We start from the raw sequence: 12,698 nt of genomic DNA on the forward strand, positions 1-12,698 counted from the left end.
TTGTCATTGTGGATAAACAGCGTAATAGAAAAGGACCATGCTTGTAGGTCCTTACTTAGTTGCTTAACTAACGCACCGGATATTCTGGATATTACTAAAAAAGATTCTATTGGAATATTTGCTGTTCATATTTCCAATATAAGCTCTCGGAGCTATTCTTTTCTAAGAAGGTGACTATAAATTTAGTTTTATAATCTGGATCTGAAAATGAAACTTTATGATTGTATGTCCAACCTATTTTTCCTAATTTGCTGAAAAGATGCTGTTCATCGGTATCAGTTTCTCTCATAATCCGTTCTCTTCCTATGACTTCACCATTTCTCTTTTTGATTTCGAGAAACACATCTATATAAGAAACTTCTTGTTCAAAGACAATACAGCAAGAATATTTTCTGTTAGGGCTGCTTTTCTTCGCATAAATCCACTTGTTCTCAAAGTCTAGGTTTATTATTTTTTGATGGATATCCTTAAAAAGGCTAATATCAAAATTAAGTTCCTTTGCTACTTGTTCTAAAGGTTTTTGCATAACTTCAAGTGTATATTCTTTTTTCCTTTGGTCCGTAGGCAATGAGAAAAACTCTTTCATATTAATCTCAGCAAAAACAGATTTATAATTAAACATAATAAACGAATCAGCGTCTAATTTATTTATTATGCCCAAGCCTGATACACAATTAATCAGTATTCCCTTATATTCATCCGTTTTGAATTCTGGAAGCAAACGACTGTATAAAGAAGCGATACATCTTGTTTCCCTATAAAAGATTAAATTTGCCTGTCTATCCTCTGGAAATAATAATTCAATATTTCTTATAATCGGCATAACTACCTCCGGAAAACCAATGAAAATATTTTTATAATGCCGGAACTAAGCAAAAGCCGCTACTGCTCAATTAAAAAAATTGCAACGGCCCCTATATTATATTGGACGATAAAAAAGACAAAGAGTTTAGCTCCAAAGGATATTTTTGGAACTTGCTCCTTCGGTGGCTCAATGCTTGCACTCTCCCACAACGTTCTTCCGCTTGTTCTATCTTTATATATTTTCAAAATATTCCAATTATATTATCACCGATTAAAAAATAAATATCAACTCTGAGTTATACACTCTATTAAACTTTAAAAGGACCGCTGCCAGATGCTGACACGGTCCTTTTGTGATTCAATATATTATTGTTCACGTTTTTTGTTTTTACCCATAATGAAGATGGGCTCCAACTCATTTTCTTCGTAAAGGAATGATAGAGCCGTTATCGGAACATGACCGCTGGCAAAGAAGCTCATCGCCATTTGCGCAAGAATATCATAGCCCGTATCATTCTTCACATCTGCAATGATGATGACATCCTGATGGGGAATGGCCACAGCCATGGTTCCCTCGATCCTGTCCTTCATTTCCCGAAGCCATGATTCATTTAGAATCCTGCTGGCATCATATCCATCATTCGTGTTCAAAAAATAAAATGCATTACCTGCAACGATATCCGACTTCATTTCAGTGGAGAGGGAACGGGCATTAAAAAGGGCAATTTCACGGATTCTGTCACCCTGCCAATTTTCCCGTTGAATCATCTTTTCATCTATAAGACGGTAGGTTTTTCCTAAATCAAGGGCATAAAAAACCCGGGTTTCAGCCGTATGCTCATCGAATAAAAATGGATTTCCTTCTTCCGATTCCATTGGAAAGGAGGTCGAGCGAATGACTGGGAAAATGAATTTCTCCTTGCCTTCCATACTGTGTTCTTCCCCCATCACATTCAGGGCCTCTTCTACGTAATAGGTAATTTCATCGATGGCCTTTTCCTGTACGTTTTCATAGTTAGCAAGCACAGGAGGCAACTCGATGGTGATCCCCTTCCCGGTCTTCACATTTTCCACCCGTAACGTATCTTGCTTGCTATCGAATTTGAATGTGCGATTCTCATCTTTTAAACGTTCCTTCAAGATATTTTTCAGCTTCGTGCTGTCCATTTTCATGTCTGACCCTCCTCTTCATTGAAAAATCCCCAGCGAGAAGGGGAAATTGATTATAATGATTGAATGAATTCCTCAATTTGTTCTTGCGTTTTGCGATCCTTGCTCACGAATCTGCCTAGCTCTTTGCCATTCTCATATGCGATGAAACTTGGTATACCGAATACATCATTAGCCGCACACACATCGATGAATTCATCACGGTCCACATAAATGAATGTAAAGTCAGGAAATTTCGTTTCAATCTCCGGCATGATCGGTTCGATTACACGGCAATCTCCACACCATGTTGCTGAAAAAAGAAAGATATGTTTGCCTTCATTTTTCAAAGCAGCATATTGCTCAACGGTTTGTAATTTTTCCATTTGTATATTCCTCCTGCTCTAAATGAAACCTTAGTTTTTATAATCCCATCATACCAGAGTCTTTGCGAATCAACCATTAATACGGATCGGTTGAAAGGCAGCGGTCCTCTTATTTCTGGGGCACGGATGAGACGATTTCCATCATTTGTTTTGCATCGGTTTTTAATTGGTCTTTATCCGTTTCGGTTGTCAGCTTCACCCCGCCGATCCCCACTGCAAGCTCATACTTTTCTTTCGGTATCTCTTTAATCGAAATAAAGCCGAATTTATCATCGGTTTGAAAAGAATGCAGCACTTCAAATTGATCCTCTTGTTCCTTTATCGCCAAATATAACACGGAGCTGTCTTCTTTTTCATTCGGATTGACAAATAATATATAAATCTTATCACCTTTTTGTAAAATCAAATTATTATCATGTTCTTCCACTACTTTAAAATCGTTTGGCAGATGGACCTGAATTAGCCCTGCCTCTTGATTGGGCTGTTTTTCATCGTCACGAAAAGCCACTTCAGCAGCCTTCATTGCCCTTTCGGTTTGTCTTTCGATACCTGAGCAGCCCACGATCAAACTGCTTATCAACAGGAAAACAAAAAAATTCTTATTCGATAAAGCCATCGTCATTCCTCCAGCTGTCTCTTTTACTACCTTATGGATAATATTATCCTTATTTACGGAATTCATCCATTTACTAAAAAACATGGTACAATGAAAGCAATTTTAATACCGAGGAGGAAAACAATGAAGTTAATCGTGTATCTTGCTGGGGAAATCCATTCAAATTGGAGAAGCGAGTTGAGAGATAAGGCCGCTGCACTGAAGCTTCCTTTAGAATTCGTCGGCCCGATGGAAAATCATGAACGCTCCGATAATATCGGTGAAGATATCCTCGGAGAACAGCCGAATCCCATCCTGAAGGATGCAGCCGCTTCCCAAATCAATAATTTGCGGACAGGTCTTTTGATGAAAAAAGCCGATCTTGTTGTCGCTCTGTTTGGCGAGAAATATAAACAGTGGAATACTGCCATGGACGCAAGCACCGCCGTTTCCCTGGGTAAACCGCTTATTTTGATTCGTCCGGAATCCCATCATCATGCCTTAAAGGAATTGTCGGAAAAGGCGAGTGTCACGGTCGAATCCGTGAACCAAGCCATGAAGGTGCTTTCTTATATTTTTGAAGAAGGGCTGTAAATCTCCCTGTCCCTTAACCTTCCAGCTCAATGTATGAAAGACTGATCATTTTAAAGAAACGAATAAAAAGCTTGCAGGACCTCCCCTGCAAGCGAAAAACTTTACCTTATCCCTTTTTAATGGGAATCCAAATTTCGGAGTAATAGTCAGGGTTTGAAGCGTCGTCGTTCGCGTATACTTCCAATTCAGGAGTGCCGGCATGTTCATGACCGCTGGTAGGGAACCATTCGGAAAAAATTCGCTTCCAAGCTTGTTGCATGCTATCAGGCATAGGTCCGTGAACTTCGAATACAACCCACTTGGAAGCCGGTATCGTAAGGGTCGAAAACTCTTCAGGCGCTTTTCCGGCATACTCTGCACCTATCCAATAATCCATCGTTTCATTTTTTTCAACAGCCCGCTTATCGACACATACACCAAGCAAGCCATCTATTTGGCCATTGTTCAATTTCGCTAACTTATCTCCTGTTCCATCCGAATTGACTTTCTCCCACAACTTTGGAATCCCGATCAAATTCTCTTCATTAACCAAGGAAAACTCTTGCTTGATTCCAATCAATTGAAAGGAATCCCTTTCAAGGATATTGTATTTCATCGGTTTTGCCCCTTTCAGAATGACCTGTATCATCAGGCGTTCATAGAATTTCAGCTTCCCCATGTACTTTCGGGCTTCGCTTGGAGAAACCCCATGCTGCCTTCGAAAAGCTTTTGAGAATGCCTCGGGGTTGTCATAGCCGTACTTGTAGGCTAAATCAATGACCTTGCCATTTGTGGATGAAATCTCCTGGGCCGCCAAGGTCAGTCTTCGACGCCGGATATATTCACCAATGGAAATATCCGTTAAAATGGTGAATGTCCGTTGAAAATGAAAAGCTGAAGCATTCGCCTGCCTGGAAATGCTCTCGATCGTCAGGTCCTCCAATAAGTGCTCTTCGATATAGTCGATGGCCTTTTGGATTGATTCAACCCACCCCATATCCGCTCACCCCTTGTCACTATACTAGCAAGGCCGCTCTATAAAATCCTGTCTTATTCTGCTCTGTTTTGGCAGTGTTCGTTTCCATCATTCGAAGCCCACCCTTTCCATGCCAGTGATTCAAAAATCCTGCTTTTTCATTTTCAGCTTATATTCGTGTTGACCGGCTAGCATCCTCATGATATGAAGGAACATTTCCCCCCTGGTGATTCGCTCATTTGTAAATACGCCGATCGCTCCTTCCTTTTTGCTAATATTCTCTTGCCTTGTGAAGGCGTCCATCACCGGGCCCAACTCTTCACCGTCCAGCAGCTTCCCGGCAACGATTCCCGGAACCGGGATTCTCGCTCCGGCAGCTACTAAGACCTCACCGTCCCTCGTGGCCATTGCGCCCCAATTACACAGAAACAGGGCTTGTCCCATTTTCACGACACCGCCTTCAAGTCCGATACCCATTTCGGCATCACTGTGAATCAAGCAATTCCGGGCACGCGTCATTGCCCCCTCCATCGTTTCCTCGTCTGAAAAAGGCTGTTCCGGAACCCCGCTCTCCACTTGAAGCGAAATGATTTCAGCATCTTCATATACACCAAGCACGGCACTTACTTTCGCCGGATTCTTACTGCCCACTGCTATTTTCAATATAATTACCTTCCTTCTATGTAAAAAAAAGCTGATGGAAAAGGATACATGAAGCATCCCTTTCCATTTCAGCTTCCTCCATCAACCGTTTTTTATCAAGGTCTCGAATGTCGTTTTATCACAGGAACGAACCAATTTCCCAATCAGTTCACGTGCAGCGGCATAATCATCAATATGAATCATGGATGCATGTGTATGAATATAGCGGGAACAAATGCCAATCACCCCGCTTGGAATGCCTTCGTTTGCAATATGGACTTGCCCTGCATCCGTGCCGCCTTGGGAAACGAAATATTGATACGGAATCTCATTCGACTCGGCCGTATCAAGGATGAATTCCCTCATGCCGCGATGCGTAACCATCGAACGATCGAAAATGCGGAGCAGAGCCCCTTTTCCAAGCTGGCCAAATTCACTTTTACTGCCGGACATATCGTTCGCCGGACTTGCATCCAAAGCGAAGAAAAGATCTGGTTTAATCATATGAGCTGCAGTTTGAGCGCCCCGTAATCCCACTTCCTCCTGGACAGTCGCCCCGGAATATAAGACATTTGGTAACGTTTCACCTTTTAAATCTTTTAACAATTCAATCGCAAGTCCGCAGCCGTAACGATTATCCCACGCTTTTGCGAGGATTTTCTTCTCATTGGCCATCGGCGTGAATGGACAAATCGGTACAATCTGCTGACCTGGTTTAATACCGATTCTCTTAACATCTTCCTTATCATCCGCCCCGATATCAATCAGCATATTTTTGATATCCATTGGTTTTGAGCGTTGCGACTCATCAAGCAAATGAGGCGGAATCGAACCGATGACACCAATGACCGGACCGTTATCAGTTATGATTTCCACTCTTTGGGCCAAAAGCACTTGACTCCACCAGCCTCCTAGGGTCTGAAAGCGAATCATTCCATTTTCCGTTACGGAGGTGACCATGAATCCCACTTCATCCATGTGCCCGGCAACTAATACAGTCGGACCATCCTCATTGCCTCTTTTTACGCCAAATATTCCGCCAAGGCGATCTTGGACAATTTCATCCGAATACTTTTCCAGCTCACTTTTCATGAAACTCCGAACTGCATGTTCATTTCCCGAGGCTCCCGGTAATTCCGTCAATGTTTTAAAAAGCTCCAAAGTCTCATGATTCATTTTTCTACCCCTAACCTATGTATTGTTTCTTACTATTTTACAGAACTTAGCATCGTGTTACACTAGAAAGTTCTAATTTATCAGTTAATGGGTAAAATTTCAAATTATTAGTCAAATAAAGCGTTCTTCTGTATACTGGAAGAAGTGATTTTAAAAAATGCAATGGAGGAGAAATCAATGAATTGGAAAACGTTTTTACTGGGTACTGCAGCAGGGTTTGCTGCGGGCTATGCGACAAAACAACTATTGGATCAATCAAGTAAACCTTCTCCCGATAAAGTCTTGGCCCAAGTAAAGGAAACAGTCAAAAAAGATGGAAATATATATGGCTCATGGATCTTGATGAAGCCGGAAAACTATACAAAAAATGATTTGGACTATGAAGTGTACAAAGGCGGGGTCACCAGAAACACAGAGGGTAAACGCGAGCAATTCGAATTTGTTGCAGATGCCTCAACAGGAACGATATTGGAGCTTAATGCGCAAAATGATTGAAACATAAAAGGAGGGGCGTCAAAATGACGTCCTCCTTTTGCTTTCCTTCTTAACGCTTCCGTTTCAATTCGTCCATTATCTCCTTACCCGTTACATCCCATTTGATGGCACAGTATTGGGCATCATGGTAAAAGCTGTACCAAGACCCATTTTCCAGTCCGGATTTCATCCACTTTTCCTTCGCTTCGATAGAAGTCATGGGATAATCATCATATGCGAGGACCCAGAGGACATTCGCATGGGCGTGCGTCGGCATGATATCTGCCATGTGAATCAATCTATCCCCGCCATCCTCAATGATGATGATCGCATGTCCATCACTATGTCCCCCAGTATGGATCATTTTAATACCGTCCGTAATTTCCAGCTCACCTTCAAAAGGACGTACAAGAGAAGCGACAGCCTCCCAGTTTTCTGCCCAATATGTACTTTTTGAACGAATATTCGGGTTTTTCATTTCATCCCATTCAGTTTGGGTCGTAATGATTTCTGCACGCTCGAAAACAGGCACCCAAGTTTCGCCTTCACGTTTCGTCAAACCGCAGGCATGGTCGAAATGTAGATGGGTCATTAAAATGTAATCGATATCATTTGGCTGAAGCCCAAGTCTGCCAAGATCTTCGACAAGATTGGATTCCTCCGTCACCCCAAAATTCCGTTTCTGCTTGTCATTCAGCTTTCCATTGCCAATACCGGAATCTATAAGCATGTTCAATCCATTAGCCTGCACCAAAATCGGATCCGTTCGTAGTTCGATTTGGTTATTTTCGTTAACAGGATACTTCTTGGACCAAAGCGGTTTCGGTACAACACCGAACATCGCACCGCCATCCAAGTGAGTCACACCGCCATTCAACCATGTTAATTTAATTTCCCCTATTTGCATCTTTTCCATTATACCCCTCCTCTTCCTATAGTTTAACACCCACTTCCATATATTGAAATTGATAACGATCAAGTCGTCCTCGTGATAGAAATACACCCGCTTTAAACAGTAAAAAAACCAGATGCTGTGCACCTGGTTTCTGATCGGTGATTATGATTATTGGAACATTGCTTCCAATCTGTATATCCGGTTTCCTTTACTCGAGAACTTTTCTTCATATTCAGTCATGATATTGCCTTCAAAATTACTGTTATGCAGATCAAGGCTTACATATTTCAAGAGCATGCCGTATTCGGAAATACTCTTCAAGGAAGATTCGAATAACCCTTGGTTATCCGTCTTGAAGTGGATCTCGCCTTTGTCTGGCAGGATGCCTTCATATACTTCGAGGAAGGTCCTATAGGTTAACCGACGTTTTGCATGACGTGATTTCGGCCACGGATCAGAAAAGTTCAAGTAGACCCGATCCACGTCACCTTTTGCAAAATAGTCCCCCAAGTTCGCTGCGTCAACATTCAACAGCTTTAAATTTGGAACATCCGCTTCAATCAGCAAGTCCAATGCAGCTACAATGACACTTCCATATACTTCAATTCCAATGAAATTCACATCAGGATGGGCTTTTGCCATTTCTGTGATGAATCGGCCTTTGCCCGTACCCACTTCAATATATAACGGATTATCGTTTCCGAAAACTTCATGCCATTTACCTTTATGGCTCACTGGCTGCTGAATTACATATTGTGGAAAATCATTCAAACGGTCTTCAGCCCAAGGTTTATTTCTTAAACGCATGATGACACCCCTATTTATAATATAATCGTTCAAACCATACCACGAGTGGATGGATTCCTGCAAGTTGATTTTTTCAGGAAACACCCACTGATCAAATAAAAAAACTGCCGGCCATCCAGGCGACAGTCTCTGTAGTTTTCATGTATAAAACTTTCAGCAAAACACACCATAAATAAGTGAAGGGCAGGCAAGAACCACCTGAGAATCCCTTGAATCCATATTTAAGAAAGGAGAGGTATTATATGCCGCTTTCCCATGAACATCAAATGTCACTATTGAAAGATATATTGACCAATCATCAATCAGACTGCTGCGGATCCGTTTCTGAATGTGAACAGGTTGAAAGGCTCGTCAAATCCTTAATGATCAATATGGATATTGACAGCAATGTGAAATCGATACTGACGGAGATTTACGAATACAGCCAGACAGGCATCGGTACCGCCGATTTAGATGCACATATTTCAACCCACCAGAACGACTTGTCCCAGTGGGTGGATGATATAGATCAATTCTGATCAGCCAACCATCAATAATGCTTCCAGTTTTTGCAGTAATTCATTTCTTTCCTCGTACCGCTTTCTGCGATGATGCCATTGGATGGAAAGCACAAGTTGTGAAACCGTGTGCCATTTCATCCTCATCTCCAGGCCTGCATCAAGCTTCTTGCCGTAACGGGCAAGCCATTGATTCCATTCTTCCCTTGGGACATATGAATACAGGAGTATGCCGAGGTCAATGGCCGGATCGCCTATGACCGCTCCGTCCCAATCAATCAGGAACAATCCGTCCGTTTCGGTCATGAGCCAATTATTGTGGTTCACATCACAATGACAGACGACTTTTTCGTCGCATTCAATCAACAGGAGATTGTTCTGTAAAAAATGGATGGCCTGCTTGATAATCGGAATGTCCGTAACATCCGAAGATAACCCGGTTTCTATGTCTGTAAGTATACTTTCAGGTCGTAAAGGGGATTTCCCAAGCCTTTTGAGCATGCTTAACAAAGGATCGGATTGATGAATTTTTTGAAGCAGCTTTGCGACTCTTATATTGTTCATTTCCTGCTGAGATAGCTCCCTGCCTTCCATCCAATGCTGGGCCGTAATTACATCCCCATTTTCCAGGCGTTTTGTCCACATTAACTTTGGAACAATGCCCTCAGCTGAAAGAACAGCTAAAAATGGCGATGAATTTCGTTTAAGGAAGAGCTTCTGCCCCTCTTTCTCGGCAATAAAGGCTTCTCCCGTAGCTCCTCCAGCAGGGGATATATCCCACTCCTGACCTAATAAATGTTCCAACTGGTTCACCTTCGATTTCCTCGCTTAATCATACAAATGTGGGTACGTTCACCTAGTGTATGTATTACCACTACTTTGAGTCCATGTTTTATAAAAAATCCGCCTGCTGGCGAAGCTGCATATATACTTGCATCGGGATGATACCCGCAATTAAAAACATCCTCATTTTAGAGAAATAAAAAAATAGCTATTGAGCAATTAAACAATAGCCATAAATTAAATTTTAGTTGAAAAACGGTTTCTTCGTCAAGTACTATAAAACGATTATACGCATAAAACAAAAACAAATAAATCATTTCATATTTTTGTATGGGATATCACCCTTGAACATGACGCGCATTTTCTCTTTCAGAACCACTGCAGCAACTTCGTCCCTACCAACAATTTCTCCATCAGACTGGATTTTTACTGACCCTTGATTCTTCATTTTTATCATTTTACCAGAAAAAGAATCAACATTTTTAATGTTGAGGTGACCGCCCCATAAAACGGTGATGAAGACGGTCAATAATTTCAACAAAGTAATATCATGGACCGCAATCACGTTCAACCTTCCATCATCCACCTTCGACATCGGTGAAATTTTCATTCCACCTCCAAAGTAGGGCTGGTTCGCAATGACGATGAACCATACCTTTTTCAAAAGATGCCGATTTCCATCAATGATCAATTCCATGCAGCTGGGCTTGTAAGAAAATAACTTTTTTATAAAAATGAACAGATAAATTAATTTACCCGCTCTGACAAAATTAAACCATTTTTTCAGAGGGGAACGGTTTGCTTCATCGGAAATTTCAGCATCAATGCCCATTCCCAGGCTGTTCACGAAATAACCCACCTTGCCATTCGTCTCAAACTGTCCAATATCAATGGCATTAAAGGCATTATCCTGAAATAAAGAAAGGGCTTCTTCCATACTCTCAGTTTTTTGAATGCCCCTTACATAATCATTGCCGGACCCAGCCGCAAGGGAGCCGATGATTGCGTGAGGGAAACCAATGGCGCCATTTATCATTTCATTAATCGTGCCATCTCCCCCGACAGCAATCACCCGGGTATCCTGATTCGTCCCTGATAGAATTTCCTTCGTCAATCTTAGCGCATGCCCCTTTTCCCGTGTAAAAAACACCTCATGGGGAACAGCTTTTGATTTCAGTATTTCCTCGGCTTTTTTCCAAATCTTCAAACTCTCTTCATTTCCAGCCACTGGATTGACAATGAAATACACCGTTTCATTAAGGGGCGGCATGCTCATTTCCTTCTGTTTGGTTATATTCGGCTTCCCATTCAGGTCGCAGGCTGGATGTAGTTTGGCAATATTCAAGCAATGCCTGCGCCCCTTTTAACTGCTGTGCCTTAAGAGGAGACGATATTGCCCGCATCCTTTCAAACCATTCCGGGAAGGTCCGTTTATCCAATATCGTAATATCATAAGGGGCTTCGGGATAATCGACATATCCATTCCGGGATAAAATCACCTTTTTAATCGGCATGTTCACTTCATATAGCTCAAATAACTGGGTGACGATGTTCGTCATCCGATTTGCGCCCAACAAAGGATTGAGCACTTTTTTATCAGGATGCTTATGATGCCTGCGGACCCAGAACCGATCACTCGAACCGATGAATGCAGCGTCTTCTTCCGCTTCCAGAAAAGTGATGCACCAAGCCTCAACAGGGGTCAATAAAATGACTTCGACTTCAACAGGCGCATTTTTTAATAGAAAGATAGGTTTATATAATACGAGAAACGTATCCGGAAAACGCTGCAGAAAAAAGCGGAGCCTCTCATCCAAAAAGAATGATTGGTCCACAAATGACTTTTCACGAAGCGTCGAACTGCCCCATTTCATTTGAAAGCGGAGCAATTGATTTAAATAATTTTGCTTTAATTCATCCAGACTGGCCGGACGGAACGGAAATCTTAATGAAAAAACATTAGTGTCTTCAATCTGGCTCGGCATTGGCAGTTCTTCTGCTTCTGCCTCCTGTTTACCTGTCCGGTGGAAGATGCCTTTAACCTTTTTTAAAAGGCCCTTTGACTCTTCCTGAGGCGGATCGAATTTGACTTGTGTTTCAGTATGTTCGCTATACAACCGATCTAGCTCGCCCGCATTATAAGCAGCCTTCAATTTATCCCATTGCTGTTTTTTCAACCGTGCAAATTGTGTTGGATAACGATAAATATCCTGCTCATACCGGGAAATATAATCCTGCATCTTTATGAGCTGTGCCATTCGACCACCACCCATCTCTCTATTTTTAAAGGTTTATCGTAAAAATCTTCTCGTAAGAAGGGGAAGCTCCAAGATGTGTTTGATATAACGCAACCTGATCTGCTTCAAAATGCTTATCCTGCAAATTCGCTAGCTGGCGGACGCTCTCCAACGAAAAGGGACTATTCCCCTCGAATTTTCTTGCCAGCGTTATATGAGGCTTAAACGGCTTTTTATCAAGTTCAAAACCCGCTTCGATACAAGAATTATAGACTTTCCTTTGGATGGCAAAAAGCCTATCTTGCTGTTTGACGCCTGCCCAAAGAATCCTTGGACTGTCACTCTTGCCAAAACCGCCGATATCGCCGAGTTCCAAGCCGAATGAAGCCTCATTGGAAAGCTCGCTTTCCACACGCCCCATGGCTCCCTCTTTCAATGTATCGGGAGCATTGCCCAAAAATGCCATCGTAATATGATAATCGGCTGGATGCAGCCATTTCTTAAATGGAAATTCTGGCTTAAGCTGTTCCGTAACAGCATTTAAATAAGCCTTAATATCATCAGGCAATACTAAAGCAAAGAAAAAATGAGTATTCATGGTCACTTTCATTCCTTCCTATTTTCCCTTTAATTTTACCATAATTCCGATTGCATATACCTTTTCTTGGGCTTCCTAATAAATATTCCCTCCATCAGGAATATTC

General features: G+C 41.8%; 16 protein-coding genes. 3 read left to right on the top strand and 13 right to left on the bottom strand.

The features are described from left to right. Positions 1–106: 106 nt before the first annotated feature. The 4 genes from ABOA58_RS20225 to ABOA58_RS20240 form a co-directional block, all read right to left on the bottom strand. Positions 107–823 (bottom strand): hypothetical protein, encoded by a 717-nt coding sequence (locus ABOA58_RS20225; protein ID WP_350299737.1) that lies wholly within the window; start codon positions 821–823, stop codon positions 107–109. A gap of 347 nt (positions 824–1,170) precedes the next feature. Then, positions 1,171–1,977, bottom strand: a complete 807-nt coding sequence (locus ABOA58_RS20230) for a DUF1444 domain-containing protein (RefSeq protein ID WP_350299738.1) — start codon at positions 1,975–1,977, stop codon at positions 1,171–1,173. Positions 1,978–2,027: 50 nt separating this feature from the next. Further along, on the bottom strand, positions 2,028–2,339 hold the full coding sequence (locus ABOA58_RS20235) for a thioredoxin family protein (RefSeq protein ID WP_350299739.1): 312 nt from the start codon (positions 2,337–2,339) through the stop codon (positions 2,028–2,030). A gap of 109 nt (positions 2,340–2,448) precedes the next feature. After that, positions 2,449–2,955: a hypothetical protein gene (locus ABOA58_RS20240; RefSeq protein WP_350299740.1), complete on the bottom strand. Its 507-nt coding sequence runs from the start codon at positions 2,953–2,955 to the stop codon at positions 2,449–2,451. 123 nt (positions 2,956–3,078) lie between these two features. On the opposite strand from ABOA58_RS20240, the gene ABOA58_RS20245 reads away from it, so the two are divergent. Further along, positions 3,079–3,528, top strand: coding sequence for a YtoQ family protein (locus ABOA58_RS20245; protein ID WP_101222968.1), 450 nt, complete (start codon positions 3,079–3,081; stop codon positions 3,526–3,528). Positions 3,529–3,634: 106 nt separating this feature from the next. On the opposite strand, the gene ABOA58_RS20250 is transcribed toward ABOA58_RS20245, so the two are convergent. The 3 genes from ABOA58_RS20250 to ABOA58_RS20260 all read right to left on the bottom strand — a co-directional run bounded on the left by ABOA58_RS20250 (position 3,635) and on the right by ABOA58_RS20260 (position 6,301). Further along, positions 3,635–4,504: an AraC family transcriptional regulator gene (locus ABOA58_RS20250; protein ID WP_350299741.1), complete on the bottom strand. Its 870-nt coding sequence runs from the start codon at positions 4,502–4,504 to the stop codon at positions 3,635–3,637. 120 nt (positions 4,505–4,624) lie between these two features. After that, positions 4,625–5,146, bottom strand: coding sequence for a DUF84 family protein (locus ABOA58_RS20255; RefSeq protein ID WP_350299742.1), 522 nt, complete (start codon positions 5,144–5,146; stop codon positions 4,625–4,627). Between the two features lie 81 nt (positions 5,147–5,227). Continuing rightward, positions 5,228–6,301: a M42 family metallopeptidase gene (locus ABOA58_RS20260; RefSeq protein ID WP_053535952.1), complete on the bottom strand. Its 1,074-nt coding sequence runs from the start codon at positions 6,299–6,301 to the stop codon at positions 5,228–5,230. 177 nt (positions 6,302–6,478) lie between these two features. Between ABOA58_RS20260 and ABOA58_RS20265 the strand changes: the two genes are divergently transcribed. Beyond that, positions 6,479–6,796 carry a hypothetical protein gene (locus ABOA58_RS20265; RefSeq protein ID WP_350299743.1) on the top strand — a complete coding sequence of 106 codons (318 nt, stop codon included), beginning with the start codon at positions 6,479–6,481 and terminating at the stop codon, positions 6,794–6,796. A 49-nt stretch (positions 6,797–6,845) separates the two neighbouring features. On the opposite strand, the gene ABOA58_RS20270 is transcribed toward ABOA58_RS20265, so the two are convergent. After that, a complete protein-coding gene (locus ABOA58_RS20270) occupies positions 6,846–7,691 on the bottom strand; it encodes a YtnP family quorum-quenching lactonase (RefSeq protein ID WP_350299744.1) in 846 nt (281 codons plus the stop codon). 147 nt (positions 7,692–7,838) lie between these two features. Beyond that, the gene (trmB, locus tag ABOA58_RS20275; protein ID WP_350299745.1) at positions 7,839–8,477 is read right to left on the bottom strand and encodes a tRNA (guanosine(46)-N7)-methyltransferase TrmB; all 639 of its coding nucleotides are present in this window, start codon (positions 8,475–8,477) and stop codon (positions 7,839–7,841) included. Between the two features lie 242 nt (positions 8,478–8,719). Between trmB and ABOA58_RS20280 the strand changes: the two genes are divergently transcribed. Next, the gene (locus ABOA58_RS20280) at positions 8,720–8,995 is read left to right on the top strand and encodes a YtzH-like family protein (RefSeq protein WP_350299746.1); all 276 of its coding nucleotides are present in this window, start codon (positions 8,720–8,722) and stop codon (positions 8,993–8,995) included. Here ABOA58_RS20280 and ABOA58_RS20285 read toward each other — a convergent pair whose 3' ends face one another. The 4 genes from ABOA58_RS20285 to thpR form a co-directional block, all read right to left on the bottom strand. After that, positions 8,996–9,778 (bottom strand): phosphotransferase family protein, encoded by a 783-nt coding sequence (locus ABOA58_RS20285; protein WP_063232868.1) that lies wholly within the window; start codon positions 9,776–9,778, stop codon positions 8,996–8,998. A 292-nt stretch (positions 9,779–10,070) separates the two neighbouring features. Then, positions 10,071–11,102, bottom strand: a complete 1,032-nt coding sequence (locus tag ABOA58_RS20290) for a diacylglycerol/lipid kinase family protein (RefSeq protein ID WP_350299747.1) — start codon at positions 11,100–11,102, stop codon at positions 10,071–10,073. Continuing rightward, positions 11,014–12,015: an NERD domain-containing protein gene (locus ABOA58_RS20295; protein ID WP_350299748.1), complete on the bottom strand. Its 1,002-nt coding sequence runs from the start codon at positions 12,013–12,015 to the stop codon at positions 11,014–11,016. Before ABOA58_RS20295 ends, ABOA58_RS20290 begins: the two co-directional genes overlap by 89 nt. 25 nt (positions 12,016–12,040) lie before the next feature. After that, a complete protein-coding gene (thpR, locus tag ABOA58_RS20300) occupies positions 12,041–12,592 on the bottom strand; it encodes an RNA 2',3'-cyclic phosphodiesterase (protein ID WP_350302920.1) in 552 nt (183 codons plus the stop codon). Between the last annotated feature and the right edge of the window lie 106 nt (positions 12,593–12,698).

This window comes from Peribacillus frigoritolerans (assembly GCF_040250305.1).
Lineage (GTDB): Bacteria > Bacillota > Bacilli > Bacillales > DSM-1321 > Peribacillus.

Coding starts and splice junctions, on each gene's coding strand:
- ABOA58_RS20235 (WP_350299739.1), bottom strand. CDS start 2,339: ATGGAAAAATTACAAACCGTTGAGCAATATGCTGCTTTGAAAAATGAA.
- ABOA58_RS20260 (WP_053535952.1), bottom strand. CDS start 6,301: ATGAATCATGAGACTTTGGAGCTTTTTAAAACATTGACGGAATTACCG.
- ABOA58_RS20240 (WP_350299740.1), bottom strand. CDS start 2,955: ATGGCTTTATCGAATAAGAATTTTTTTGTTTTCCTGTTGATAAGCAGT.
- ABOA58_RS20250 (WP_350299741.1), bottom strand. CDS start 4,504: ATGGGGTGGGTTGAATCAATCCAAAAGGCCATCGACTATATCGAAGAG.
- ABOA58_RS20270 (WP_350299744.1), bottom strand. CDS start 7,691: ATGGAAAAGATGCAAATAGGGGAAATTAAATTAACATGGTTGAATGGC.
- ABOA58_RS20245 (WP_101222968.1), top strand. CDS start 3,079: ATGAAGTTAATCGTGTATCTTGCTGGGGAAATCCATTCAAATTGGAGA.
- ABOA58_RS20265 (WP_350299743.1), top strand. CDS start 6,479: ATGAATTGGAAAACGTTTTTACTGGGTACTGCAGCAGGGTTTGCTGCG.
- ABOA58_RS20295 (WP_350299748.1), bottom strand. CDS start 12,015: ATGGCACAGCTCATAAAGATGCAGGATTATATTTCCCGGTATGAGCAG.
- ABOA58_RS20225 (WP_350299737.1), bottom strand. CDS start 823: ATGCCGATTATAAGAAATATTGAATTATTATTTCCAGAGGATAGACAG.
- ABOA58_RS20230 (WP_350299738.1), bottom strand. CDS start 1,977: ATGAAAATGGACAGCACGAAGCTGAAAAATATCTTGAAGGAACGTTTA.
- thpR (WP_350302920.1), bottom strand. CDS start 12,592: ATGAATACTCATTTTTTCTTTGCTTTAGTATTGCCTGATGATATTAAG.
- trmB (WP_350299745.1), bottom strand. CDS start 8,477: ATGCGTTTAAGAAATAAACCTTGGGCTGAAGACCGTTTGAATGATTTT.
- ABOA58_RS20280 (WP_350299746.1), top strand. CDS start 8,720: ATGCCGCTTTCCCATGAACATCAAATGTCACTATTGAAAGATATATTG.